25 protein-coding genes are annotated in these 26,763 nt (G+C 65.3%); 11 read left to right on the top strand and 14 right to left on the bottom strand.

The features are described 5' to 3' along the window. Positions 1-368: 368 nt before the first annotated feature. Complete coding sequence (locus B552_RS0113130) at positions 369-1,475, top strand: helix-turn-helix transcriptional regulator (RefSeq protein WP_019449485.1); 1,107 nt, start codon at positions 369-371, stop codon at positions 1,473-1,475. 20 nt (positions 1,476-1,495) lie between these two features. Next, the gene (locus tag B552_RS0113135) at positions 1,496-2,620 is read left to right on the top strand and encodes a helix-turn-helix transcriptional regulator (protein ID WP_237718205.1); all 1,125 of its coding nucleotides are present in this window, start codon (positions 1,496-1,498) and stop codon (positions 2,618-2,620) included. A gap of 54 nt (positions 2,621-2,674) precedes the next feature. Here the strand turns inward: B552_RS0113135 and B552_RS0113140 are convergent, their stop codons facing one another. From B552_RS0113140 to B552_RS0113160, 5 genes are all read right to left on the bottom strand, one after another. Beyond that, complete coding sequence (locus tag B552_RS0113140; protein ID WP_019449487.1) at positions 2,675-2,998, bottom strand: AzlD domain-containing protein; 324 nt, start codon at positions 2,996-2,998, stop codon at positions 2,675-2,677. Further along, positions 2,995-3,807 carry an AzlC family ABC transporter permease gene (locus B552_RS0113145; protein WP_026035617.1) on the bottom strand — a complete coding sequence of 271 codons (813 nt, stop codon included), beginning with the start codon at positions 3,805-3,807 and terminating at the stop codon, positions 2,995-2,997. Before B552_RS0113145 ends, B552_RS0113140 begins: the two co-directional genes overlap by 4 nt. A 203-nt stretch (positions 3,808-4,010) precedes the next feature. Next, a complete protein-coding gene (locus tag B552_RS0113150; protein ID WP_019449489.1) occupies positions 4,011-5,336 on the bottom strand; it encodes an MFS transporter in 1,326 nt (441 codons plus the stop codon). A gap of 46 nt (positions 5,337-5,382) precedes the next feature. Beyond that, positions 5,383-6,867: an amidase gene (locus tag B552_RS0113155; protein WP_019449490.1), complete on the bottom strand. Its 1,485-nt coding sequence runs from the start codon at positions 6,865-6,867 to the stop codon at positions 5,383-5,385. A gap of 321 nt (positions 6,868-7,188) precedes the next feature. Beyond that, complete coding sequence (locus B552_RS0113160; protein ID WP_157160249.1) at positions 7,189-10,131, bottom strand: DEAD/DEAH box helicase; 2,943 nt, start codon at positions 10,129-10,131, stop codon at positions 7,189-7,191. A gap of 160 nt (positions 10,132-10,291) precedes the next feature. Between B552_RS0113160 and B552_RS0113165 the strand changes: the two genes are divergently transcribed. From B552_RS0113165 to B552_RS0113190, 6 genes are all read left to right on the top strand, one after another. Further along, positions 10,292-11,212, top strand: coding sequence for a branched-chain amino acid transaminase (locus B552_RS0113165; protein ID WP_019449492.1), 921 nt, complete (start codon positions 10,292-10,294; stop codon positions 11,210-11,212). 57 nt (positions 11,213-11,269) lie between these two features. Then, the gene (locus B552_RS0113170; RefSeq protein WP_019449493.1) at positions 11,270-11,464 is read left to right on the top strand and encodes a zinc-finger domain-containing protein; all 195 of its coding nucleotides are present in this window, start codon (positions 11,270-11,272) and stop codon (positions 11,462-11,464) included. 115 nt (positions 11,465-11,579) lie between these two features. After that, entirely contained in the window at positions 11,580-12,602 is a 1,023-nt protein-coding gene (waaF, locus tag B552_RS0113175) for a lipopolysaccharide heptosyltransferase II (protein ID WP_026035619.1), read from the top strand. Positions 12,603-12,612: 10 nt separating this feature from the next. After that, positions 12,613-13,053 (top strand): nuclear transport factor 2 family protein, encoded by a 441-nt coding sequence (locus B552_RS0113180; RefSeq protein WP_019449495.1) that lies wholly within the window; start codon positions 12,613-12,615, stop codon positions 13,051-13,053. A gap of 17 nt (positions 13,054-13,070) precedes the next feature. Next, positions 13,071-14,105 carry a hydrolase gene (locus tag B552_RS0113185; RefSeq protein WP_019449496.1) on the top strand — a complete coding sequence of 345 codons (1,035 nt, stop codon included), beginning with the start codon at positions 13,071-13,073 and terminating at the stop codon, positions 14,103-14,105. Positions 14,106-14,172: 67 nt separating this feature from the next. Beyond that, positions 14,173-14,745 carry a DUF2946 family protein gene (locus tag B552_RS0113190; protein WP_019449497.1) on the top strand — a complete coding sequence of 191 codons (573 nt, stop codon included), beginning with the start codon at positions 14,173-14,175 and terminating at the stop codon, positions 14,743-14,745. A gap of 58 nt (positions 14,746-14,803) precedes the next feature. On the opposite strand, the gene B552_RS0113195 is transcribed toward B552_RS0113190, so the two are convergent. Then, positions 14,804-16,606, bottom strand: coding sequence for a M48 family metalloprotease (locus B552_RS0113195; protein WP_237718206.1), 1,803 nt, complete (start codon positions 16,604-16,606; stop codon positions 14,804-14,806). Positions 16,607-16,677: 71 nt separating this feature from the next. On the opposite strand from B552_RS0113195, the gene moaC reads away from it, so the two are divergent. The 3 genes from moaC (at position 16,678) to B552_RS0113210 (ending at position 18,447) form a co-directional block, all read left to right on the top strand. Continuing rightward, the gene (gene moaC, locus B552_RS0113200) at positions 16,678-17,163 is read left to right on the top strand and encodes a cyclic pyranopterin monophosphate synthase MoaC (RefSeq protein ID WP_019449499.1); all 486 of its coding nucleotides are present in this window, start codon (positions 16,678-16,680) and stop codon (positions 17,161-17,163) included. A 280-nt stretch (positions 17,164-17,443) separates the two neighbouring features. Continuing rightward, positions 17,444-17,920 (top strand): hypothetical protein, encoded by a 477-nt coding sequence (locus B552_RS0113205; protein WP_019449500.1) that lies wholly within the window; start codon positions 17,444-17,446, stop codon positions 17,918-17,920. Beyond that, positions 17,917-18,447 (top strand): glycine zipper family protein, encoded by a 531-nt coding sequence (locus B552_RS0113210; RefSeq protein WP_019449501.1) that lies wholly within the window; start codon positions 17,917-17,919, stop codon positions 18,445-18,447. The genes B552_RS0113205 and B552_RS0113210 overlap by 4 nt, the downstream gene beginning before the upstream one ends. Before the next feature lie 55 nt (positions 18,448-18,502). On the opposite strand, the gene B552_RS0113215 is transcribed toward B552_RS0113210, so the two are convergent. The 8 genes from B552_RS0113215 to B552_RS0113250 all read right to left on the bottom strand — a co-directional run bounded on the left by B552_RS0113215 (position 18,503) and on the right by B552_RS0113250 (position 26,503). Continuing rightward, entirely contained in the window at positions 18,503-20,290 is a 1,788-nt protein-coding gene (locus tag B552_RS0113215; RefSeq protein ID WP_026035620.1) for an O-antigen ligase family protein, read from the bottom strand. A gap of 99 nt (positions 20,291-20,389) precedes the next feature. Next, positions 20,390-20,914, bottom strand: a complete 525-nt coding sequence (locus B552_RS0113220) for a pilin (RefSeq protein ID WP_083860290.1) — start codon at positions 20,912-20,914, stop codon at positions 20,390-20,392. An 80-nt stretch (positions 20,915-20,994) separates the two neighbouring features. Next, entirely contained in the window at positions 20,995-21,522 is a 528-nt protein-coding gene (locus B552_RS29365) for a pilin (protein WP_083860291.1), read from the bottom strand. A gap of 238 nt (positions 21,523-21,760) precedes the next feature. Beyond that, positions 21,761-22,303, bottom strand: coding sequence for a pilin (locus B552_RS0113230; RefSeq protein WP_019449505.1), 543 nt, complete (start codon positions 22,301-22,303; stop codon positions 21,761-21,763). A 315-nt stretch (positions 22,304-22,618) separates the two neighbouring features. Continuing rightward, positions 22,619-23,314 carry a TerC family protein gene (locus B552_RS0113235; RefSeq protein WP_019449506.1) on the bottom strand — a complete coding sequence of 232 codons (696 nt, stop codon included), beginning with the start codon at positions 23,312-23,314 and terminating at the stop codon, positions 22,619-22,621. 321 nt (positions 23,315-23,635) lie between these two features. Beyond that, positions 23,636-24,517, bottom strand: coding sequence for a succinate--CoA ligase subunit alpha (gene sucD / locus B552_RS0113240; protein WP_019449507.1), 882 nt, complete (start codon positions 24,515-24,517; stop codon positions 23,636-23,638). 58 nt (positions 24,518-24,575) lie between these two features. Further along, positions 24,576-25,742 (bottom strand): ADP-forming succinate--CoA ligase subunit beta, encoded by a 1,167-nt coding sequence (sucC, locus tag B552_RS0113245; protein WP_019449508.1) that lies wholly within the window; start codon positions 25,740-25,742, stop codon positions 24,576-24,578. 89 nt (positions 25,743-25,831) lie between these two features. After that, complete coding sequence (locus B552_RS0113250; RefSeq protein WP_019449509.1) at positions 25,832-26,503, bottom strand: DUF2889 domain-containing protein; 672 nt, start codon at positions 26,501-26,503, stop codon at positions 25,832-25,834. Positions 26,504-26,763 lie beyond the last annotated feature (260 nt).

Consider the following 26,763-nt stretch of genomic DNA (forward strand, 5'->3'; position numbering starts at 1 on the left):
GAGCGGGACGTGGGCGACATGCGCCGCCCGTGAAAATCGGAAAACGGGCATTTTACCTGATCGCCACCAAGGATCGACGCGATCTGGTCGTTTCAGGGCATATCGATCACATCGTCCGCCATACAGGAAATGTCCCCTACCGAAGTAGGGGAATTCGATTGCACCCGACACCCCTCGAATGGAGTAAGGTACGCGGCAATGTACTAAACATATGCATTGTCAGAAGATCGCACTATTTTTGGCGATTTTGGTACATCATCACAAATCCGGCTCGACCGGAAAAACAAAAAAACAGACTCGCGGACCGGGGCACATCGGCTACCGCGACGGAAGAAGCAACTGTCGAGAACGCAAAGGGGTAGTCAGAAATGGATCAAGCGACCATGCATGGCGCGATCCGGGGGCTTTACGAGGGCATCCTGGACCCAGCAGCCTGGCAACAGAGCTTGCGCGCACTGTCCGAATTGGCCGGTAGCGAGCACGCCTCCATGATGGTCTGGGACACCGTTCGCGACCAGGTGACCGTCAACGAGACCGTCAACCCGGTCGAGGAACTGTTCCTCGCCTATGAAAACGATTTCCAGGCCATCGACCCGGCCAAGGGCTTTGCGCCCAGGCTGGTGCCGGGCGCCTGGTATGTGGACGCGCGCGACCTGGGCCCGCACCGGATGGCGCGGGACCCGTTCTACGGCGATTTCCTCAACAAGTTCGAACTGGGCTCCTACATGGCCTGCCTGGTCGAGCGCCAGCCGCATTACGAAGTCTATTTCTCGATGCAGCGCGCGCTGTCGCAGGGGCACTTCGCCGGCGACGATTCGCGCAGGATGGACTGGGTGGTGCCGCATATGCGCTCCGCAATCGCCATGCGCGACCGCACGCTGGCACTGTCCACATTGGCCACGCTGGCCACGCGGATGATCGAACGGCTGGCCTTTGCCGTGGCCGTCTATTCCCCGGAGCGGCTGCTCCTGCTTGCCAACATGGCCGGCGAGCGCTGGGCGCGGCGCCTTGACCCTTCTGGCAAGACTTCGGAATGGCAACTGTCGCGCAGCTTCAACGAAATGCTGCAGGCGGCCTGCGATCCGGCAACGCCGCAGGCCGCGCTGGCCGCACGCGCCATCGACACGCATGGCAATCAGGCCGAAGTACTGGTGCTGCCGCTGCCCGCCACCCATGCGTTTGCCGCATCGTGGCAACAGCCCGCCGCGCTGGTCGTCGTGCATGAAGCGGGGGCGCCGTCGGTGCTGCTTGATTCGGTCATGCGCAACCTGTATGGGCTGACGCCGGCCGAGACGCGGCTGGTTGCGCGGCTGGCCACCGGTGAAGGGCTGCCCGAGGCAAGCCGCCACCTGCACATCCAGCACGAGACCGCGCGCACGCAGCTCAAGTCGATCTTCCTGAAGACCGGTTGTACCAGCCAGCCGCAGTTGACGAACCTGCTGACGCGACTTGCCTCCACGCTGGACGGGGGCTGATCTCGATGCTGACACAGGACATGCACGAGACCATTCGTGGTCTCTATCAGGGCATTCTCGAGCCGCGGGCATGGCAACGCAGCCTGTCCGCGCTATGCGACATCACCGGCAGCGCGCAGGCGACGCTGCTCGTGCGCGACACCGAACGCGGCGGCTTGCAGGTCAGGCAGACGGCCAGCCGGCTGCCCGACGATCTCGCCATGCAAAACCTGCACGAAGGGACTGCCCGGAGCCTGACGTTCCCTGACCGGCTGCAGGTAGGCGGCTGGCACATCCACCGGCCAGACCCTGGCTTCACGGCAATGCGCAGCCTGTACGCGCACGACGACTTCGCCGACATGGCGATAGCCTCGACGATGACCTGCCTGGTGGACCGGCAGCCCGGCCAGGAGCTTTACCTGACACTGCAGCGGCCAGCCGGCGCCGAAGGCTTCCTGGAAGACGATGCCCGCGCGCTGGACTGGGTCATTCCGCATGTGCGCGATGCCGTGACCATGCGCGATCGCACGCAGGCCACCGCCACGCATGGTCATGTTTCGGCAAACCTGCTGAACCAGTTGCCGTTTGGCGTCATTGTCTTCGCGAACTCGGGCCAGGTATTGCTGGCAAATGCAGCCGGGGAACCGTGGATCAGGCGATTGCTGCCAACGCACCAGGACGTCGCCCCGGACAGCGTACTGCCCGGCGGATCCGGCTGGCGGCTGTCGCGGCCGTTCCCGGATGTCATGCGTACGCTGACCGACCCCATCGCAATGCAAGCCGCCGGCGCCATCCACGCGGTTGGCAGCGATGGACGCGTGGCTCAGATCGTGGCGATGCGGCTCACGCCGGGCATCGTGCTGGCATCGGCGTGGGAGGGTCAGCCTGTGCTGGTGGCCATTCATGAAGCGCATGCCGCACCGCGCGCTACGCCGGCCGTGCTACGCGACCTCTACGGCCTGACGCCGGCCGAAACCCGGCTGGCCGCGCTGCTCATTACGGGCCTGGGGCTGCCGGAGGCCACGACCCAACTCGGCATCAAGCGCGAAACGGGCCGCTCGCAGCTCAAGGCAATCTTCGTCAAGACCAGTACAAGCACGCAGGCCCAGCTCGCTCACCTGCTCACGCGGCTGGGCGGCCTGGTGGCCGAACCGGCCAGCGCCTGAGCCGGTGCTGCGCAGGTACCCGGCACCAGGTACCTGCGCAGCACCCGGCAGCAATCAGCCAAGCAGGCGCAGCGCCGTGTAGACCGCCATACCAACCACGATCATGCCGACCATGCGGCGCGTGAGCAGGTAGCACGCGGTGGCCGCAATGCCTGCCATCAACTTGTCGTTGGTCCACGAGAACGTGAAATGGCCTTCGAAGCTCAGGAACTCGGGCAGGATGATCGCCGCCAGCGCGGCGGCCGGCGCGTAGCGCAGCGCGCGCTGGATGCGGTCGGGCACGGTCACGCGCTCGCCCGCCATCAGGAACAGCGCGCGCGTGAGCACGGTGACGAGCGTCATGCCGACGATGGCGATCCAGGTTTCGAGATGGCTCATGCCTGGTCTCCCGCCTTGTCTGCTGCTGGTGGTTGCGCGGTCCTGCGTGCCCGCATGCCGCGCAGCGTGGCACGTGCGGCCAGTTCGTCGCTGGCCATGCCTGCCGCAATCGCCCCGATCACCGCCACAACCAGCGCCAGCCGGTACGGCAGGTCGAAGCACAGTAGCGCCAGCACCGAGGACACCGCCACGGCCAGAAGCGTCGATCGGGAATTGATCGTCGAGACCATCACCGGGATCAGCGCCATCGTGCCGGCCAGCGCCAGCCCCCAGCTATCGGGGAACAGGCTGGCCAGCAGGATGCCGATGAGCGACGATACCTGCCACGTGACGCAGTTCAACAGCGCCATGCCCCAGAAGTACCCCTCCTTGCCTGGCGCATAGCCTGGCTCGGTGTAGCGCTGCATGAAGTACACGAAGTGCAGGTCGCCGTTATAGAAGCCCAGCACTGTGCGGCGCCATAGCGGCAAATAGCTGAAATGCGGCTGCAGCGCCGCACTGAAGATCACGAAGCGCAGGTTGACCACGGCGGTGGTCAGCAGCACCGTCCAGATCGGCATGCCCGCGGCAAACAATGGCAGCACGGCCAGTTGCGCGGAACCGGCATAGACCAGCAGCGACATGCCGATGGCCTCCGGCACGGTCAGCGCCGATTTGCTCATGGCCACCCCGGTGACCAGCCCCCAGGAAAATACGGCTGGCTGGAAGCGCGCGAAGAAGCGCGCGCCTTCGAGAAAGGCGTTGCGTTCCACCTCGGCAAAGCGATGCCAAAGGCGCTGCCACACCGGGGGCGATGTTCGGGGTGTCATGACCTGGATGAGCCTGGATGAGAAGAGATGGACCGGCATCCCGACTGACGCGGTTTTACCGTCCTGAAATGCGATCGGCCACGCAGGGCGTGGCCGATCGCGAGAAGCCATTATAGGCGTGAGACAGCCGCAAGTAAGCAGCGGCTTAAAAATGTTGTTTCGGGGTCAAACCCGGGCCTGATTCCCTTGGCCGATTCCCAGGGTCAGGCGGTACGTCCCGCAGTGGGCGTCAGCGTGGCGGGGTCGCCAGCCAACCGTGCTTTCTCGCCATGGTCGTCATCGCCGCCCGTTTGCCCAAGGTCGATGCCCGAGGTTTCCGGCAGCAGCGCGGCGGATACCATCACCAGCGCGTAGCCGACGCCGGCCACCATCGCGATGGCCAGCGCCAGCGTGGTGCGCCCGCTGTTGAGCCAGCCCACCGCAAGCGGAAAGAACGAGCCGATCACGCGGCCGAGGTTGTAGGACACACCGTAGCCGGTGGCGCGGATGCTGTTCGGATACGACTCCGAGATCGTCGCGCCAATGCCCGAGAACACGCCCTGCATCAGCACGCCAAGCGGAAAGCCCAGGAACAGCATCGACGTATTCGACACCGGAATCACCATGTAGATCATCGCCATCACGAACGCACCGGCCGCGAACGCGATATAGGTGAGCCGGCGGCCCCAGCGGTCCGTCGCGTAGGCGCCGGCCACGTAGCCCACCAGCGAGCCGACGATCGTCACGGCCAGGTATGAACTGGTGCCGAACACCGACAGGCCGCGCTCGGTCTTCAGGAACGTCGGCAGCCACGTGGCGATGGCGTAGTAGGCGCCCAGCATGCCGCCCGAAAGCAGGCTGCACAGCAGCGTCTTGCGCAGCAGCGGACCGCGGAACACGCGCGCGAGATCCGCGCCCGGGGACACGTTGCCGCGTTCGGCGCGGCTCTTGAGGAACACCTCGGGCTCCTCCAGGTTGCGGCGCAGGTACACCACCACCAGCGCGGGCAGGATGCCCAGGAAGAAGCAGACGCGCCACGCCACTTCGGGCGAGAACAGGTTGAACGTGATCGCATAGGCGATGGCTGCGCCGCCCCAGCCGAACGAATAGCTGCTTGCCGTGAAGCCCGAGTACTTGCCGCGATGCGCGGGGTTGCGGATCATTTCGGTCACCAGCACCATGCACAGCGACGACTCGCCGCCGAAGCCCAGGCCCTGGAGCATGCGGAACACCATAAGCTGCTCGGGCGAATTGGAAATGCCGCACAGGAAGCACGACACGGCGAACACCAGGATCGTCCAGCGCAGCACGCGCACGCGGCCAAAACGGTCCGCCAGCAGCCCCGCGCCGATCGCGCCGATCAGCGACGACACCAGCGTCCACGTGACGATGGCGCCCGCCATCGACTTGCTCATGCCCCACTGCGCCAGCAGCGTGGAGATCAGAAACGAATAGATCATGAAGTCGAACACATCGACCGCATGACCGAGAAACGCCCCGTAGAACCCCTTGCGCTCGGCGCGTGACAACTCCCTGAACCAGTCCAGCATGATCGCTCCCTCCCCTCTCTTCGGTCTCTTTTCCCTGCGGTATGAACTACGCGAAATCGCGCGGCGGCCGGAACGCATGGCCAGCCGACTCGAGCAACTGCGCGAAGCGCAGCGATGTCATGTCGCCAAAGCGCGGCGCCACGATCTGCACGCCAACCGGCAGGCCGTCTCGTGCCGGACCGATCGGCGCCACCGTGGATGGCAGCCCGCATAGTCCGGAATGGCCTGCCCAGAACAGTTGCGATGTCAGCGGCCACGCACTGCCGTTCACGTCGATCGTGCGCTGCCACGGTTCGCCAGACTCGTTGAGCGGGAATGCCGTGGTCGATGCGGCGGGACACAGCAGCACGTCGTAGTCGGCAAAAAAGCGCTGCCACGCGGCGGCAAACTGCGCGCGCGCATGCTGCAGCAGCAGCCAGTCCCGATGGCTGAGCGTGGCGCCGGTGAACTGGAGCGTGGCGTAGTCATCGCCAGCGCCATGCGCCTTGCCGAGTGCATCGGCAAACGCGGCATCGTCCATGTAGAGCGAGGTGGTTGCCCGCAGCAGCAGCACGTAGGTGCGCCAGAGCGCTGCCGCATCGAAATCGGGGCGCACGTTCCAGTCCACCTGTGCACCCTGCCGCGCCAGCCAGTGGCCCAGCCCTTCGATTGCTCCGCTCACCGTGGCATCGGCTTCGGCCAGCGGATGAGTGGGCAGCACCGCCACACGGAAATCGGCCAGACGGGCGTGATCGCACGGCGGCAGCGCGAGTTGCCAGGCAGGTGCGTCCGCGGCGTCCGGGCCTGCAATCGCACGCAGGACCAGTTCAAGGTCGAACGCGCTGCGCGCCACGGGGCCGGCCACATTGATGTCCTGCGCGGCAAACCCCGCCGCAGCATTGCCATGGCCACGCAGCGGCACGATGCCGTGGCTGCTCTTGTGCGAAAACACGCCACAGTAGTGCGCGGGGTTGCGCAGCGACGAACCAATATCGGAACCGATGTCGAAGTAGCTCAGTCCGGCGCAGACGGCCGCGGCGCTGCCGCCCGAGGAACCACCCGGCGTGCGCGAGAGATCGTGCGGATTGCGCGTGGTGCCGTAGATCGCGTTGTAGCTCTGCCAGTCGCGCAGGCCGAGCGGCACGTTGGTCTTGCCCAGCAGCACGGCACCCTGCGCACGCAGTCGTTCCACCACCACGGCATCGCTGGCCGCGCGATGGTCGCGGCGCGCCGGACTGCCGCAGGTAGTCGGCCAGCCCGCCACATCGAACGATTCCTTGATCGAGAACGGGATGCCATCAAGCGGCCCCAGCGTCTGGCCGGCGCGGCGCCGTGCGTCGCTCTGCGCCGCAGCATGGCGCGCGGCCTCGAAGTCCGCCAGGACAATCGCATTGATGTCGCCGTTGCGGGCGGCCCAGGCTGCGTGGCAGGCATCGACCAGCGCCAGCGCCGTGGTCTCGCCACGCGCGAGTTGCGCGGCGGCTTGATGAACCGGGAGAAAGCTCGCCTCGGGCTGAGCAAGGTCAGCCTGCGGCAGATCTGGCAGGGTCACGGTGGCTCCGTTGTCTTCTTGGACCGTGCCGATCGTGACAGGCCGGTCTGCGGGGGCGATTGGAGAAGCGATCGGTATACTATATTCACAAAACCGAGGACGACAAGGCAGTATTTCTACCAGCCCGGAATGCACCGGAACATAGATTAGAAGCGGAAGTTGTGGGGATGGAGGCGGTTGTGTGGTGGTGCATTGCACCAAACAGGTGGCAAATTTGTATACCGTTTGGTGCGGGAGGGCTTGCCCTCTCCCCCAACCCCTCTCCCGCCTTGCGGGAGAGGGGAGCCAACCGAGAGCATCTGAAGTACCGCCAACGCCCACTCAGCGCCGCAGCAATCCAACCAGTTCGTCGATGTCGGGCAGCGGCACGTCGCGGCCGACTGTCTCGCCGTCCATCGCTTCGAGCACGCCGTCGGCCAACGCGCGCTTGCCCTGGTGCAGGTCGACGATGCGCTCCTCGATCGTGCCGGCGGCAATCAGCCGATAGACCGTGACCGGCCGTTGCTGGCCGATGCGGTGCGCGCGGCCCATTGCCTGGTCCTCGGCGGCGGGGTTCCACCAGGGGTCGGCAATCACGATGTAGTCCGCCGCAGTCAGGTTCAGGCCGAAGCCGCCTGCCTTCAGGCTGATCAGGAACACATCGCCCTCGCCCGCCTGGAACGCCGCCACGCGCCGCGTACGCTCGCCGGCCGGCGTGGCGCCATCGAGGTACTGGTAAGCCAGGCCCGCGTCGTGCAGCGTCTGCCGCAGCATCTGCAGGAAATCGACAAACTGGCTGAACACCAGCGTCTTGTGCCCGTTCGCGGCCAGCGTGGCCGCAAGGTCCGCAAACGCGCGCACCTTGGCACCGGGCTGCCCCGCGTCTGGCGTGACCAGACGTGGATCGCACGCGGCACGGCGCATGCGCATCAGTTGGGCCAGCACGTGGATGCGTGCCTCAGGCGCGGTCAGTTCTGCGGGCGCTTTCTTGTCCTTGCGCGGACGCAGCAGCGCCCGTTCGGCCTCGGAAAGCGCCTGCCGGCGCAGCGCCTCGTAGTGGGCCGCCTCGGTCGGTTCCGGCGTGACGCGGATCACCAGTTCCGTGCGCGGCGGCAACTCGTCGAGCACCTGTGCCTTGGTCCGCCGCAGCACGAACGGCGCGATCATGCGCCGCAGCCGATGGCGCGGATCGCGCGCGCCATTGCGTTCGATCGGATTTGCAAAATGCTCGTTGAAACGCGCCAGCGAGCCAAGCAACCCCGGCGTGCAGAAGCGCATCACGGCCCAGAGTTCCGACAGGCGGTTCTCCACGGGTGTGCCGGAGAGCGCGATGCGGCAATCGGCCGGCAGCGCGAACATCGCCTGCGCGCGGCGCGATGACGGGTTCTTGAACGATTGCGCCTCGTCCGCGACCACCGTGTGCCAGTGCCGATCGCAGAACGCCTTGCGTGCCTGCTGCAGCAGGTTGTACGAAACGATCACCAGATCGTGCGCGGCGGCATGGCCGACGATTGCCTCGCGGTCGCCATCGGCATAGACATGGACCTGCAGCGCCGGTGCGAAGCGGCGTGCCTCCGCAGCCCAGTTGCCACAGACCGACGTCGGCGCGACGACCAGAGCCGGCCCGCCCGTCGCGCGCGCCAGCAGCACGGCCAGCGACTGCAGCGTCTTGCCAAGCCCCATGTCGTCGGCCAGGCAGGCGCCAAACCCGGCATCGGCCAGCGACATCATCCAGCGATAGCCCTCGGCCTGGTACGGCCGCAGTTCGGCGGCCAGTGTGGGCGGCACCGGCGCGTCGTGCTCGCGCGCGGCACGCAGCCGCTTCACGCGTGTACGGAAATGCGCATCTGGATCGATACCGGCGCCGGCCAGCACGTCGTCCAGCCACGGCGTAGCCACCAGCGGCACGCGAATACCGTCGCGAACGCCGTCGCTCACGCCCGCCAGATCACGCAGGCGGTCTCGCAACTGGCGGGTCAGCGCTACGTAGACGCCATGCGCCATCGGCATGAAGCGGCCCGCATGGCCATGCGCCCACGCCACCAGCTTTTCGAGCGAGATCACGAGCCCTTCGGCCACGCGCAATTCGCCCACAAGCTTGAACCACTCGCTGCCGGTCTCGACGCTGACGGCAAGCTGCGCGACGTCTGCCGGCAGCACGCGCAGTTCGCGGCCACGCGGCCATTCGAGATCGATCACGCCGGCCAGCCCCGGCAGCACTTCGATCACGGTCAGCGCATCCTCGGGGTCATCGAGCGTCCACGTGTGTTCGCCACTGGCGGGCGCCTGCTGCACGAGGAACGGCAGCGCTTCGAACACCTCGGCCACATTTGCCTGCTCGGCATCGAGATCGCGATGCGTGACCTGCGTTTCGCCGCCGATCGTCGCCATCAGTTGCGCGCGGCCATGGCCCGGAGCGAGCCGCGGCCCCAGCACGCCCAGCGGTGTGACCACGAGCCGCAGGCTGATGCCGCGCCCGACCGGTGCCACTTCAGCGCGCAGGCGCGACTCCGGGTCGCGTTCGCGCGCTTCCCCCGAGCTGTCGGCGTGAATCTGGAAATGTCCGGCCAGCGCGCGCAGCGTGCTGTCGAGCCGCGCCTGGGCGTCTGCCGGCACGGCAAGGCCGCCTGCAATGAGCTTTGCCGCGCCCTGCTGGGCCGGTGTGAAGCGAATCACACGCAGCCTGCGCGGGCCATCCTGAAGCACGGTGACCTGGCGCAGTGATTCGGCCTCCTGGCGCGCGGCGGCGGGCAGGAAATCCTCCATGGCCAGCGCCTCGCGCAGCGGCGGGACGATGCGCAGCAGGTAGCGGTCGCCCTCGCGCACGGCTTCGAGCGACGGCGCGGATTCCACCACCTCCATCGGCACGGTCGGCGCATGGGACAGCACCACGGCGGGATGGCCCACCAGCGCCACCACGGCAGCGGCGCGGTCCAGCACATGGCGGCGGTTGCGCGATGCGTCGCGGCGAATGGCGCGCGCCACGCGGACATCCCACGGCGGCAGGGTATCGTCGTCGGCCACCCGGGCCAGCGGAACGGGCCGTGGCTTGCCCCAGCCGCGCGGGCCATGGGTCTGCTCCATCGGCTCGATGGTCCCGACCACGCCGTCGGCGTCGAGCGTCAGCGCCCAGACCAGCCGGCGGCCGTCGCCCGGGCCAGCGGCCGCATCGCCACCAGCCAGCGCCTCAAGTGCACCAAGCGTGGCCTGCCAGCGGTCGATGCCGGCGGGATCGGCCGCATGGTCGATGTCAGGGGTGGCGCGATCGGCGGGGCGTTCAGGCATGGACATGCGGGTGCGGGCCGGCGGCTGTGACTGGCTGTGGCTGGCTGTGGCTGGAGGTGCGATTGTAGAACGGTCAATCCGCCGCCCTTCGTTGGCACGCAAGGACGCGCGGCTTACAATGGCGACTTTGCGACATTACCGGGGCAGCAGGGGGACGACCATGTCGATGGCAGATCGCGACGGCAAGATCTGGATGGATGGCAAGCTGATTGAGTGGCGTGACGCCAAGATTCACGTGCTCACCCACACGCTGCACTACGGCATGGGCGTATTCGAAGGCGTACGCGCGTACAAGACGCCGGAAGGCACCGCGATTTTCCGCCTCAAGGAGCACACGCGCCGCCTGTTCAACTCCGCCAAGATCTTCCAGATGGCCATGCCGTTCGACGAGCCCACCCTCGAAGCGGCCCAGCGCGAAGTGGTACGCGCCAACAACCTGGAATCTTGCTACATCCGCCCGCTGGTGTGGATCGGCTCCGAAAAGCTTGGTGTTTCCGCGCGCGGCAACACGATCCACGTGGCCATTGCCGCCTGGCCGTGGGGCGCCTATCTGGGCGAGGAAGGCATGGAACGCGGCATCCGCGTGAAGACCTCGTCGTTCACGCGCCATCACGTCAACGTGTCGCTGGTACGCGCCAAGGCCTCCGGCTACTACATCAACTCGATCCTGGCCAACCAGGAAGCCACCGGCCTGGGCTACGACGAAGCGCTGCTGCTCGATACCGAGGGCTATGTCAGCGAAGGCTCGGGCGAGAACGTGTTCATCGTGCGCAACGGCGTGATCTACACGCCTGATCTGGCATCGTGCCTGGACGGCATCACGCGTGACGCCACGCTGACGATTGCGCGCGACCTTGGCCTCGAAGTGCGCGAGAAGCGCATCACGCGTGACGAGATGTACTGCGCCGACGAAGCATTCTTCACCGGCACCGCCGCCGAAGTGACGCCGATCCGCGAACTGGATGACCGCGTCATCGGCGAAGGCCGCCGCGGCCCCATCACCAAGCGCATCCAGGACGCGTTCTTCGCGGCCGTAGGCGGCACCGACGAGAAGTACAAGAAGTGGCTGACGCTGGTCTGAGCGCCGGCGCCATCCTTCAAACAACGCTCAATCCCTGCAAGACTCAAAAGCAACACCATGACTCAAACCGCAACCGTTATCGAAATCGGCGCAGAAGATATGCCGCTGCATTGCCCCACGGCCAACACGCCGGCGTGGAACTACCACCCCCGCGTATTCCTGGACGTGGCGGACACCGGAGAGGTCAAGTGCCCGTACTGCGGCACCGTGTACAAGCTCAAGCCGGGCACCGTGCTGAAGGGCCACCACTGACCCGCCCGGCCCACGCCAACGCCTGCCGTTTCGACCTGACGCCCCGGGCCGCCCAGCGCCCCGGGGCGTTGACATGCCCGGGCACCGCATCACAGGGCCACGCAATACCCACAATATGAGAAAAGCCCTCGTTATCGCCCCGAACTGGATCGGCGACGCCCTGATGGCGCAGCCGCTGTTCGCGCTGCTCAAGGCCCGTCACCCGAATCTGGTCATCGACGCCCTCGCCCCCAAATGGGTGGCGCCCGTGCTTGCGCGGATGCCCGAGATCAGCAAGGTGTTCCCGAGCGATCTGGCACACGGCAAGCTGCAACTGAGCGCGCGCCTGCTGTTCGCGCAGCAGCTCAAGCACGAAGGCTACGACGTGGCCTATGTGCTGCCGAATTCGCTGAAGTCGTCGCTGATTCCATTCCTGGCCGGCATTCCGCTGCGCGTCGGCTATCGCGGCGAGTCGCGCTTCGGCATGCTCAACGTGCGCCATGGCAATCCGCCGCGCGACAAGCGCCCGCCGATGGTGGAGCACTACGCACGCCTGGCGCTCAAGCCCGGCGCGCGCCTGCCGGAGTCGATTCCCGACCCGAAGCTCAAGACCGATCCCGTCCGCATGGCCGCCACGGCCGAGCGCTTCGGCATTGCGCCGGGCACGCGCGTGATCGCGTTCTGCCCGGGCGCCGAGTTCGGCCCCGCCAAGCGCTGGCCGGCCGGTCATTTCGCCGGACTGGCGCAGATGCTGCGCCGCTCGTTCCCGTACGCGCTGATCATCACGCTGGGCTCGGGCAAGGACGCCGAGATCGCCGACGAGATCGTCAAGGACGCGCCGTTCGTGAGAAATCTGTGCGGTCAGACATCGCTCGACGACGCCGTGGACCTGCTGGCGCTGGCCGAAGCCGCGGTCTGCAACGATTCCGGCCTGATGCATGTCACCGCTGCCCTGAACCGGCCCCAGGTGGCCGTTTTCGGGTCGAGCGACCCTCGTCACACGCCCCCGCTGTCACAGGCAGCGAGTATCATGTGGCTTCAACTCGAGTGCAGTCCCTGCTTCAAGCGCGAGTGTCCGCTCGGCCACCTGCGCTGCCTGAAGGAGATCGAACCCGAAATGGTGTTCGTCGAGCTGCGCAAGCTCCTGCAACGTCCCTGATCACGCCAACATGCCTCGTTTCGCCCGCCTGTTCGATTCCGCCGAAGACATCGTCGATGCCTTCCGTGAAGCCTTGAAACTGCGTGACGCCGAGGGTGCGCTGCGGCTCTGGCTGGACGAAGACTCCGTCACCTGCGTGATGCCCGACGGCCAGCGCCTGATCGGCCACGAGCATCTGCGCCAGGCCTTCGCGCATCTGCTGGAAGAACAGCCCGTGCTGGTCGATGCGATCGAGACCAGCAGCCATGCGTCGATGGGTGTCTCGATCTTCGATGTGACCGAAGCCATGCGTTTCGGCGCCGACCGCGTCGAAGCCGACCTCTACGTGCACACCACGTACGTGCTGATGCAGAACCACGAAGGCTGGCGGCTTGCCCATATCCACTGCAGCCCGGCCAATGCGGTGCAGGTGGCCGCAGTTGCCGCCGCGCCGGGGCAGGCGCTGCACTGATCTCCGTGCAGGACGCCATGCTGTTCGGCGAGGCCTTCCAAACCCCCTGGTGGTTACGCGGCGGCCACGCGCAGACGATCCTCCCGGCGCGCTTCACGCGACATCGCCGCATCACGTTCCGGCGCGAGCGCTGGGACACGCCTGACGGCGACTTCATCGATCTCGACTGGACCACGCACACGGCGGCCGGCGGCTCGCCGCTGGTGGTGATGTTCCACGGGCTCGAAGGCGACTCGCGCAGCCACTACGCGCAGGCGCTGATGGCGGCGCTGCGCGAGCGCGGCTGGCAGGGCGTGATACCGCATTTCCGCGGCTGCTCCGGCGAGCTGAACCGCGCACCGCGCTTCTATCATTCGGGCGATTCGGCCGAGATCCGCTGGGTGCTGGAACGGCTGCGCAGCCAGGTCCATGCCGTGCAGCCGGGGCGGGAGATACTCGCAGTAGGGATCTCGCTGGGCGGCAACGCGCTGCTGCGCTACCTCGGCGAGGACGGCCGCGCTGCGAGTTTCCTGACGGCCGCCGCATCCGTCTCAGCGCCGCTCGACCTCGCGGCAGGCGGCGCGGCGCTGTCCAGCGGCTTCAACATGGTCTACACGCGCATGTTCCTGCAGACGCTCAAGCGCAAGTCGCTGGCCAAGCTGGAGCAGTTTCCCGGCCTGTACGACCGCGAAACGATGCTGGCCAGCCGCGACCTCTACGCGTTCGACAATGTCGTGACCGCGCCGCTGCACGGCTTTCGCGATACCGACGACTACTGGGCGCGCGCATCGAGCAAACCGATACTCGGTGAGATCCGCATCCCGACGCTGGTGCTCAACGCGCGCAACGATCCGTTCCTGCCCGCCCGCCATCTGCCGGGCCCGGGCAACGTGAGCGCCGACGTGCTGCTGGAGCAGCCCGAACACGGTGGCCACGTCGGTTTCATGACACCACGCGATGGCCTGCTGGGCCAGTTGCCGTTGCTGCCCTTCGCGGGCCATATCGAGTGGCTGCCCACGCGCATACTCGATTATTTCGACAGCGTGCGCACAGCACGGAAATCGCCAACCTGATGCGAGCTACGCCAATCGGGCCAGACACCGGGCGCGTGCGGCCCGTCGTGCCAAGGAGGAGACAAAGATGGATGAAATGGTCAAGCAAGCCATGGCGCGCTGGCCCAATGTGCCCAACTGCTACGGCTGGCTGGCGCTGGACCGGCGCGGACAATGGCGCATGCGTAACGAATTCGCGCAGCAGCATGGGCTCTCGGGCGACCCGATCCGGCATGAGGCGCTGATCGGCTTTATCGAACGCAACTACACGCACGATGCGCGCGGCGCCTGGTACTTCCAGAACGGCCCGCAACGGGTGTTCGTTTCGCTGATGTACACGCCGTGGGTGGCAAGGCTGCACAACGGCGCACTGACCACGACGTCGGGCCATCCGTTCACGCCGCAGGCCTGCCATGCCGACGAGCATGGCAACGTGGTCTTCGAGGGGATGGTGCACGGCATCGACGATGGCGCGCAGGTTGCGCTGCTGCACGACCATGATCTCGACGCGTTCAGCGTGGCCTGCGACTGGCATGGCGAAGCATGCGGCGCCACGTTGGGCGTGTTTCATTTCGCCGGGCGGGACATCGATATCGAGCCGGTCCTGGAAGCCGAACTGCCGAAGCGCTATGGCTTTGTGAGGACGCCGGAGGCGGAGTAGAGGGTTTAGTCTCCCCTCTCCCGCGCAGTGGGAGAGGGGAGCATCCGTCAGCCTGCCATCAGTTAGGCATGCCCTTGTTGTCCTGCTTCTCTTCCTTGTACTGGAGCTGGAGCTGGTGCAGCCGTGCATCGACCTCTGACAGCGTATAGAAGTCGCCGTCGCCAGCCTTGCGCGCGATCTGGAGCTGTTCGATGGCCGCCTGGTAGGAACCGTCCATCGCGTACTTCTCCGCCATCGCCTGATGCTGCTGCACACGCTTGCCCTGTGCCGCGTAGGCGCGCGCGAGCAGTTCCCACCATTCGGAGCGCCCGGTTTCCTCACGCGTGCGCGCACGCAGGAACGTCACGGCATCGTCGAGCTTGTTCGCGGCCACCAGCGTGTCGGCATAGGCCAGCGCCGCCGCATGCGACAGCGGGAATGCGCGCAGTGTCGCGGTGGCCTGCGTCAGCGCATCCGGCATCCGGCCTTCGGCCCGCGCAAGCTCCACCGCCATCACGTCGAGCATCGGGCTACCCGAAGTCGCGCCCGGGATGTTGCCGTAAAGGCGGCGAGCCTCGGCAAGCGCCTTCTCCGCATCGGCATAGCGGCCCAGCCGCTGGTTCGTGAACGCAATGCCGTAGTAGACCGCCGGCAGACGTACCGCCGAAGCATTGCTGTTCAGTTGCGCCTGGAACACGGTCAGCACGTTGCGCAGATCATTCGGCGTGGGTTCCTGGATCACGCGCGCCCGGACCCGTGCGAACTCATACTCGGGCGTGTTCTGCACCTTGTGAGCAGGCACGTGGCGCACGCGGTCCTGCATGTCGGCGATACGCTCGGACGTCAGCGGGTGGGTGCGCACGTAGGACGGTATCGAATTGTTGTCGGAGATACCCGTCACGCGCTGCAGCCGCTGGAAGAAATCGGGCATGCCCTGCGGGTCGAACCCCGCCGCGGTCATGATCTGGAAGCCGACACGGTCAGCCTCGCGCTCGGCACCGCGCGAGAACGAAAGCTGGTTCGCCACTGCCGCGCCCTGCCCGCCCATTGCCAGCGCCGCTGCGGCATCGCCGCTCTTGGTGGCGGCCAGGCCGGCCAGCACCATCGACGCCAGCGCGATCCACATCGACTGGTTCTGGTTGGTAATGCCGCGGGCAATGTGCCGCTGCATCACGTGGCCGATTTCGTGGCCGAGCACTGAAGCCAGTTCCGATTCGGTGTCCGATTGCACCAGCAGCCCGGTATGCACGCCGACGTAGCCGCCGGGCATCGCGAACGCGTTGATCGAGCGGTCACGCACGCCAAACAGTTCGAAGCCGGTAGCAAACGTGCCGGCGCCATTCGACCCCGAGATGTTCTGCCTGCGCGCGGCCTGTACGAGCCGGTAGCCAAGCGAATTGAGGTAATCGTTCAGCAGCGGGTCCGACACGTAATCGGGATCGCGGCGGATATCGCGCATGATGCGATCGCCAAGCCGCTTCTCCATGTCCGGCGAGAGCGAGGCCGTCGACGGATCGCCAAGGTCTGGGAGCTGGGACCCGGCGCTCTCGACCACCGTATTGCCGCTGCGCAGGCCAAACTCGGACTTCTGCCCGGCCCGCACGCTGCGGTTGAGGTTGTCGTAGACCTGGTCGCTCACCTCGCCCGTTTCGCCCGTATCGCCCGATACGGCAGGTGCCGCCGGTGCACTACTCGTCGTATTCTGCAGCAGCAGCGGTACTGCAGACCCGCCCTGCGGCCACGCGGGGGCGGCCATGGTCAACACCAGCACGGCGGCTAGCGCGCGCGTCATATGTGACGCACGCACGGCTGGCGCGGCGATGACTTGGGCGTGGGCGCTCGACCGATCGAGCGGGCGGGAAGGCCGGGAGGTCTTTGGCATGTTGCTATGATAGCGGCCTGCGCATGACGTTCCCATCGGGCAAGCCCCAGCATCAATTACCTCCTGTTTCCATGAGCCAGCTCACCCATTTCGACAATGCCGGTCAGGCCCATATGGTCGACGTCGGCAACAAGGCCAGCACCCATCGCGTCGCCGTGGCGACTGGCACGATCACGATGCTGCCCGCGACCTTTGCGCTGGTACGCGATGGCAACGCCAAGAAGGGCGATGTACTCGGCATTGCACGCGTGGCCGCGATCATGGCCACCAAACGTACCGCCGACCTGATCCCGCTCTGCCATCCGATCGGCCTGACCAAGGTGGCGGTGGACTTTGCCCTCGATGAGCCCAGCGCAACGATCGCCTGTATCGTCCGCACCGAAACGCACGGCCAGACCGGCGTGGAGATGGAGGCGCTGACCGGTGTGCAGGTGGCGCTGCTGACCATCTACGACATGTGCAAGGCGGTAGACCGTGGCATGGTCATGGGCAACGTGAAGCTGCTGGAAAAGCATGGGGGGAAGTCGGGGGACTGGGTGGCTGGCACCGCCGTCTAGCGCCCCCATGGCAAACGCCCGGACCTGCGGATGTCGTCGATACCGTACCCGCGGCGTATCGTGATGTATCGCCGCGACAATGGCGATGCGCCAAGTACCCCCCACCGCATATCCCGTCCGTAATAAAGGTAACGCCACATTTCGGGATGATCCGAAATGCCCCTGCCTGAGGCAAATTGATATTCAATGAAAGGATCACTGCGCGCCACCGCCCAAGGTGCGCGCAATTCCGGTGATGCGCGTTAACAGCGGTACACAGGCAGCAGGCAGGGGGCACATCATGAACGGGCGCAAGCTTTGCCAGATAGCGCTGGCGTTCGCGGCGATTTCGGCAGGCGTCAGCACACAGGCGCTGGCGCACGGTAGCGGCCACGGCGGTGGCGGACATGGACATGTCGGCGTCGTCGTCGGCGTGGGGGGCTGGGGTTGGGGCCCCGGCTGGGGATGGGGTCCTGGCTGGTATCCGTATGGCCCGTACTACTACCCTGGCTACTATCCCGGCTACTACCCGGGCCCGGGCTACTACCCCGGCTATCCGCCAGCAGCCGCCGCGCCCTCGGAACCCGCGCAGTATGTAGAGCAGGGCAACGTCAGCCATGATTCGGGCGCTGACGCCAATGCATGGTGGTACCACTGCAGCCAGCCCGAGGGCTACTACCCGTATGTCAAGGAATGTCCCGGCGGCTGGAAACGCGTGCCGGCGCAGCCGCCTTCGTCGTCGAACTCGTCTTCCCCCGTCTCCGGAGCATCTTCATGAATCTGCGTTGCCTGAGCTTGCTGATGGCGGCCTCGCTTGGCCTTGGTGCCTGCGCTGTGATGCCTTCAGGGCCCACCGTGATGGCGCTGCCGGGCTCCAACAAGACGTTTGACCAGTTCCGTGGCGACGATTACAACTGCCGCCAGTTCGCGTTCGAACAGATTGGTGGAACCACGGCCCAACATAACGCCAATGCGGCGGCGGTTGGCAGCACGGTAGTCGGCACGGCGCTGGGCGCAGCGGCCGGCGCCGCGTTCGGCGGCAGCAGCGGCGCGGCGGTCGGTGCCGGCGCGGGTATGCTGACCGGCGCTGCGGTTGGCACGAGCGCCGCGTACAACTCCGGCTATGGCACGCAGCGGCAGTACGACGCGGCGTATGTCCAGTGCATGTACGCGACTGGCAACCGGGTACCGGTGTATGGTCAGATGGTTTCGGCGCCAGTGGCGGCAGCACCGCATGAGCCGGTCCCGCCGTCCAACTACCAGCCCTACTATCCGCCGCCTCCGCCGCCGGGCTACGCGCACTGAGCACACCCGGAGATACGCCACGTCTTCGCGCCAGCGGCCTCGGCCGCCCGGCGTTTCAGCCGCGGCGCGCGCGCAGGTGCACCCAGGCGCAGAATTCGCGTGGCCGGCGGTCGGCGCCTACGGTATTGCAATCGCGTGAGAGCGTCTGGAATTCGACGGCCTCGTCGCCCTGGTAGTAGTAGCGCAGGCGTTCCATCCACAGGCGTGCGCGCTCCTGCTCTCCGGTCAGCGCCAGCAGCCATGCGGTCCGCGCGATCAGGCTCGGTGTCGGCAGCAGATGCAATGCCGCCATATGGGCCGGCAGCAGGCTGGCCGCGTTGTCAGGTGTGATCGTGGCGTGCTCGATGGCATCCGCGGCAGCATGCTGGCGGAACCAGAGTTTCGGCATCGGCAGGCTGTCCCGCCTTTCGTCGCGCGCGTACTCGCGCGCCTCGACGCGCTTGTAGTCCTGCCATTGCGTCACCAGCACGAACGCCGACACGACGATAAACACCACGCTTGCGACGACCGAAACGGCGCGAGGCAGGCGCGGGCCAAACCCGGCTGGTTCGAGCCAGACAAGCACGAAGCAGAACGGCAGGAAGAAGTAGAGGTAGTGCAGCGGATACTCGAGCATCGAATGCGCGGCGAGCATGGCCAGCCAGAACAGCATCGGCACGGCCATCGCACGCTCTCCCGACGACGCAAGCCAGAGCCGGTGACGCACCACCCGCCAGAGCCATCCCGCAAGCACCAGCGCCACACCCGCCGTGCCGGCCACACCGGTCTTGGCGAGCAGGTCGAGGACGGCGTTGTGCGCGTGCAGTGACATCTCGGCCGTGACGCCAACCTCCGCCATCTGCTGGAACTGTGCCCAGCCAAACTCGCCATAGCCGACGCCGAACAGCGGATTGGCGCGGAACATCGCCCATGCATGCGCCCACAGCGCGCCGCGTGCGGAGACCTGGTCGCCTGCCTTGAGCTGGGCCACGGTATCGAACAGCCGCCAGTCGAAGACCTGGCCGGCGTGCTTGATGACGGGCTGGAGCACGGCGATTCCGACAACCATCAGCACGGCCGCGGCAATCAGGCCCGGTGCACGGTGCATCGGATCGGCGCCGCGCGGGGTGCCGCGTGCCATGTAGGCCGCGATCAGCGCATAGATCGCAGCCAGCCCAACGTGCAGCAGGCCCGTGCGCGATCCCGACAGCACGATGCCGCTCTCCAGCAGCGCCACCGCGACGAGCCAGCTCGGAAACCGCAGCCAGCCGCGCGTGGCCAGCCACACCGCTGCCACCAGCGCCAGCCCTTCCACCGTGGCCTGATGGTTGGGCTGGTTCAGGTTGCCCCAGAGCCGGCGGTTGCTGTCATAGAAATATTCGGAAACCAGGTTGAAGGCCTGGTCTTCAAGACGGAAGACCTGCACCCATTGCGCCACCGTGCCGAGCAGGCCGCCAAGGACGAACGCGATGGCCAGCGCATCGACGATGCTCGCGCGCTCGTCGGTTGACATCGCCTGGCTGGCGCGCCATGCAACAAGCATCAGCGCCGCGCCAAGCGCCAGCACGATCTGCGTGGTCAACCGGCTGCCGGTAACGTCGGCCATGCCGACTGCTGCCTGCAGGATCGTGGTGGCAATCAGCCAGACCGGCAGCAGCACAACCCACGGAAACGCCCTGGGCGACCGGTAGGTAGCCTGGCTTGGCTGGAGCGCCAGCGCAAGGACAAGGAGCGTGCCGAGCAGGCCAGCCGTCCACTCGCCATAGAACGTGGCCAGCGGTAGCGTGTGCTTCGAAACCAGCAAGGGTAAGGTGAATGCGACGACGATCGCCGTCGCGGGAAGCGTGGCTCGGGGTGCCGGCATGCGCGCGGATTGGTGGGCAAAGGCGACATGATAGCTTGGTGCGGCGCGGATGAAGCAGGCGATACGATCCTTGACCCAAATCTGACTGACGCCTTTACGCTAACTGACGCTCGCAGCCCGACAAGTCGCCGGCACGTGTCGCGGTTGCCATACCGATGTTTCACAACGCCACTGGATGGCGCCCTGCCCGGGCTCGATGATCAGCGAGATATGTCTGTTCTGCAACGGCGTGGAAACGTCCTTGTCCTTGAACCACGCGGTAATCACGCACGTGGGGGCGCCTCTATTAATTATCGTACCGACAATTACCCTTGCCACGTGCCTGCCGGTAATGCCAGTCTCGACAGGCAGCCCACGCCGCGGGCCTGTGGCTGGATCGGTCGCGACAGCATTGTGTCCGCACATGCCAGTCTGCAGATACTCTTCCAGGACAATTGCCTTTTGTCCCGAAGCGAGATTCAGGGCTTCGGTGAACTGCGCCTTGGCAACGTAGTCCTCGTAACGTGGCATGGCGATTGCGGCGAGAATGCCGACAATTGCCACCACGGTCATCAATTCCACCAGCGTGAAGCCTCCATCGTGAGGCGGCATCGCCCGGCGTCCGCCTGGGCATCGAGAACGCATCGTTACCTCCGGAGTTCAGCATGTTTCGAAGTTCCGGATCGGCACGCGCCGACCCGGACTGGATTGCGCGAAGCCGGAGCTTACGTCTTGGTCGACTTTGCGGGAGCCCTGCAGGCTTGCGGCAGATACCTGTCATTAGCGCTGGAACTGCAATCCCACGTCACGGAACCAGCGCCCGCATTGCCCATCTTCAGGGTCACAGTCTTGCCTGCGAGGCCCTTTGATACACCTCCACTCTGAAACGTGGCAACGATGGTGCACGAGCCATTCACGTCCGCCGTCCCACCAGTTTCCACCTGGGCAACGTACTTGCCTTTGATGTCCCCCGCTTTCGGGATCCCGCCCGCCGCGTCACTGGCGTTGCTGGGGCACGTACCAGATTCCGAGAAGGCCTCGGTCATCGCTACCTTCTGCGCCGAAGCCAGCGAAAGGCCTTCCGAGAACTGCGCGCGGGCGACGTAATCCTGATACTGCGGAATCGCAACAGAGGCCAGAATGCCGACGATCGCGACGACGATCATCAGTTCGATCAGCGTGAAGCCAGCGTGGCGACGTGCCACCGGTTGCGCGCGTCTGGATAAGGCGTGGTATTGAGCGTGGTTTTGCATATGACCCCCTAGGAGTTGTTGTTTGCACCTGAATCCGGAGCGGCTCAAATGCCGCCCGGTACGGGGCATATTCCAAGGGGGCCACCGCGCCGAAATTGACGATGCACAAGCGGCGGGGGAATGTCGCAATCTCAGAAACTTGCGATAAAACAGGGGAAATCACGGCCGTTCGGACATGGCTGATGGCGCGAACCAGATGCATCCGACCCACGCCATCAGCGACGCCACGCGCGAGGTATCACGCCGCGTCTGCCGCTTCTCCTTCAGAGGAATCAGTCAGTTGCGAGCAGGCCTGCGGCAGGTACTTCTTGTCCGCCGACGACTGGCACTGCCAGGCGACGGAGCCGCCGTCTGCATTGGTCATTGTCAGCGTGAGTTTCTTGCCGAGCAGGCCCTTGGCAATGCCCTTGTCCTTGAAGTTGGCCGTGATCGTGCAGCCGCCTTCGTCGGATGCCGTACCGCCCGTGGCCACGCTTTGCACGTAGCTGCCGTTTATGCCAGAAGCCAGCGGCACGCCATCGGCCGCCTTGCTGGCGTTGTTCGGGCAGGCGCCGGACGACGCGAACGCTTCAGTCACGGCGGCCTTCTGCCCCGACGCCAGGCTCATGCCTTCGGCGAGCTGAGATCGTGCGATGTAGTTCTGGTACTGCGGGATGGCGACACCGGCAAGAATGCCGATGATCGCCACGACGATCATCAGTTCGATCAGCGTGAAGCCGCGTTGCGGCACCAGTCTGCGGTGTGACGTGCTGCGGAGAATGGCATTGGATTGACGCTTCATATTGACCCCTTTCTTTACTGTTGCTCGATTGAAAAGTGCGTGTGCCATGCGTCCGCTTTTGGGGGCGCACGGCACGGGGGTCATGATTGCGAGGGTTGGTCCAGGGCTCCAATGACCTCCGACAATTCCGACAGCGCTGTGGGAATTGTTTGGAAAAACACAGGAGTGTGTGGCGCGGATGCTGCGCGGCGGTGTTGTATGGGAGCGACTGGTCGGTCGGCGGCAGGCCGACAGAATTCGATGGATCGTGCCGCAAAAACAAAACGGGCGGCCCGTTGAAGGCCGCCCGTTTCAGGCTCGCGATTTGTTTTGTGCTCAGGCCGTCTGTGTGGTGCGGCGTTGCAGCAGCTTGCCAACCAGTACCACCAGGATCGCGCCAACGGCGCCGAAAACGAGGTGGGCGTGCGGCACATGCACCTGGAACCATTCGGCGTCCACCGGATCGCTGACCAGCATTTCGCCGGCCAGGTAGCCCAACAGCGCGGCGCCCAGCACGATGATGACCGGGAAGCGCTCCATGACCTTGAGCAGGATCGTGCTGCCGAAAACGATCAGCGGAATCGACAGGCCCAGGCCAAGCACCAGCAGCATCAGCTGGCTGCCCTCGGGCCCCTTCTGTGCGGCGGCGGCCACGGCCACCACGTTGTCCAGCGACATCACGAGGTCGGCGATCAGGATCGTGCGGATCGCGGCCCAGATGTTGTCCTTGGCGTCGTGCCCATCTTCGTCGTCATCGCCGGTCAGCAGTTGCACGCCGATATAGACCAGCAGCAGCGCACCCACGATCTTCAGGTACGGCAGCGTCAGCAGCTTGACCGCGGCCACGGTCAGGACCACCCGCATGATGATGGCGGCGGCGCTGCCCCAGAAGATCGCTTTCTTCTGCTGGGCTGGGGGCAGGTTGCGCGATGCGAGCGCGATCACCACTGCGTTATCGCCCGACAGGACGATGTTGGTCAGGATGATCGATCCCAGCGCAATCCAGAATGTGCTGCTGGACAACAATTCCACGGCAAGACTCCTTCCTCTGTTTCTACTTTGTCTACGTTATTCCAGATCCGCGGCACTTCCACTGCGGACTTTTGGATGTCTGAACTACCAGACATGAAGATTTATCGCACGAACCTTACGATTCGATTTCAATCCGCAATGTGACGTCCTCAGGAAATACCCTAGGAGATCACATCGCCAGAATGCAGTTGCCCCCGCTTGTGGCGGGGGCAACGGGTGCGGTGCATGCGCTCCGGCAGAAGCAGGCATGCACCGCAAGTACGGCTGCCGCGCCAGGCGTGCCCTCCCGGACACTTCCAGCGCGGCGTCGGCGGGTAATGCTTACAGCATTGCCTTCAGCAGGCGGCCCATTTCCGACGGATTCTTGGTTACCTTGATACCGCAGGCTTCCATGATTTCCAGCTTGGCCTGGGCGGTATCGGCACCGCCCGAGATCAGCGCGCCGGCGTGGCCCATGCGCTTGCCCGGAGGCGCGGTCACGCCAGCGATGAAGCCAACCACCGGCTTCTTCATGTTTTCCTTGATCCAGTAAGCCGCGTTGGCTTCGTCCGGACCGCCGATCTCACCGATCATGACCACGGCGTCCGTATCCGGATCGTCGTTGAACATCTTCATCACGTCGATGTGCTTCAGACCGTTGATCGGGTCGCCACCGATACCGACGGCCGACGACTGGCCCAGGCCCAGCGCGGACAGCTGGCCCACGGCTTCGTACGTCAGCGTGCCCGAGCGCGACACCACGCCGATGCGGCCCTTCTTGTGGATATGGCCCGGCATGATGCCGATCTTGATTTCGTCCGGCGTGATCAGGCCCGGGCAGTTCGGTCCCAGCAGCAGCGTCTTCTTGTTCTGGCGACGCATCTTGTCCTTGACTTCCATCATGTCGCGGACGGGGATGCCTTCGGTAATGCAGACCACCAGGTCCAGGTCGGCGTCAACGGCTTCCCAGATGGCGGCAGCGGCGCCTGCGGGCGGCACGTAGATCACCGACACGGTGGCGCCGGTCTGTTCCTTGGCGTCCTTGACGCTGGCGTAGATAGGAATGCCTTCGAAGTCTTCGCCGGCCTTCTTCGGGTTCACGCCGGCAACGAATGCGTTCTTGCCGTTGGCATAGTCACGGCAGCCACGGGTGTGGAACTGGCCGGTCTTGCCGGTGATGCCCTGGGTGATGACCTTCGTGTCCTTGTTGATCAGAATGCTCATTTGCTAGTCCTTTTAGTCGCCCCGCCCGGCTGCGGCCAGGCGGCAACGAAAGTTGTCCTTACTTGCCAGCGACGGCGGCCACGACCTTCTGGGCGGCTTCTTCCATCGTGTCGGCCGAGATGATCGGCAGACCGGATTCGGCCAGCATCTTCCTACCCAGTTCTTCGTTCGTGCCCTTCATGCGGACGACCAGCGGCACGCCCAGTTGCACGGCCTTCGAAGCGGTGATCACGCCTTCGGCGATCACGTCGCAACGCATGATGCCGCCGAAGATGTTGACCAGGATGGCCTGCACGTTCGGGTTCTTCAGCATCAGCTTGAAGGCTTCGGTCACCTTCTCGGTGGTGGCGCCGCCGCCCACGTCGAGGAAGTTGGCCGGCTCGCCGCCGAACAGCTTGATGGTGTCCATCGTGGCCATTGCCAGGCCGGCGCCGTTCACCAGGCAGCCGATGTTGCCGTCCAGCGAGATGTAGGCCAGGTCGAACTTCGAGGCTTCGATTTCGTTGGCGTCTTCTTCGTCCAGGTCACGGTACGCAACGATTTCCGGGTGACGGAACAGTGCGTTCGAGTCGAAGTTGAACTTGGCGTCCAGGGCGATGACCTTGCCGTCGCCGGTCAGGATCAGCGGGTTGATTTCGGCCAGCGAAGCGTCGGTTTCCCAGAACGCCTTGTACAGGCCCTGCAGCGCCTGGCGAGCCTGGGCGATGCTTGCGTCGGGCACGCCGATCTTGCGGGCGATGTCGTCGGCGTCCGAATCCTTCAGGCCTTCCGACGGCTCAACGATCAGCGTGTGGATCTTTTCCGGGGTGTGGGCAGCGACTTCCTCGATGTCCATGCCGCCTTCGCTCGATGCCATCAGGGCCACCTTCTGCGACACACGGTCCACCACCAGCGAAACGTACAGTTCCTTCTTGATGTCGGCGCCTTCTTCGATCAGCAGGCGATTGACCTTCTTGCCTTCCGGACCGGTCTGGTGCGTGACCAGTTGCATGCCCAGGATGTTGGTGGCGTAGGTCTTGACCTCGTCGATGCTCTTGGCCACCTTCACGCCGCCGCCCTTGCCGCGGCCGCCTGCGTGGATCTGCGCCTTGACGACCCACACCGGGCCGCCGAGCTGTTCAGCCGCCTTCAGGGCCTCTTCAACCGAGAAAGCCGGGATGCCGCGCGGAACCGGCACATTGTATTTGCGCAGGAGTTCCTTGCCTTGATACTCATGGATATTCATGCGTGTTTCCTTTCGGGTAGGCGTAAAGGGATGGGAAAAAAGTTTGGAAGCGAAGGGCTCTCGCCTGTTTCCTGGGCCGACCGTGACAGTCAGCCCGACGTACCGTTGGGCCGGTGGGCCAGGGTGTCTTCGTCACCTGATGCGGGGGCATCGGTGCGTGACGCAGTCTGGGGGGACGACGCCGCAGCGCCGGCTCTCGGTTTCGGCTGGTGACCATACCAGCGCGGGTAAAACTGACGAACCACCTCGCCCTCGAAATGGAGCGCGTGGCATCCATGGAGTTGCATCGGCGGTTCGGGATTGGGGTCTTCGACGCCGTCGCGGATCTTGAATACGTCGCCCGCGAAGGCCTGGATTGCGGCTGTGGGCAGCACACCCGCCAGTTCGGTCAGATGGGTGCAGCCTGCCACACTGCCCAGCCGCTCGCGTACCGCCTTGCGGAACCCCTTCATCAGGTTCAGGCCGATCAGTTTCCGGTAGGCCGGGCCGATGGTGTCGCAATGCGTCGGGTAAGGCACCCAATCGGAACAGGCATCGGCATCCACGACGTTCATGCGCAGGTCGATCGTGACACGCAGCCACAGATCGTGCAGCGGCTGCCCTTCCGGGCGGACCCGGCCGCCAGCCAGCTCAATGTCACGCGGCTTGGTGTCCGTCAGGCGCGCTTCGATGTCCCACAGGCCGTCGTCCCGCAAATATGCCTCGGCCGTGATGGCACGGCGATGACGCAGGACTCGATTGACTGGCGGGGAAAGCGGCATGACACCAGAGGCTGACGCGGCAGGCTGTTGTGGCGGAAATCGGGGGCAAAACATCGCGGCAAACGGCTTGATCCATGGGTAAATCAACCACGGATGACCATCGGGGCCGCAGAACTCGTGGAGTTTAACATGCCGCGCCGCTTTGACCGGGAACATCCTGCGCGACCGACTGTCGGCCCGGGATTGTTGCAGGGACAGTTGCGGCAAACCCAGACTGCATAACGGTTTCACGGAATTCAGGAGGAGCGGCGCTGCGTTGC

Source organism: Cupriavidus sp. BIS7, from assembly GCF_000292345.1.
Lineage (GTDB): Bacteria > Pseudomonadota > Gammaproteobacteria > Burkholderiales > Burkholderiaceae > Cupriavidus.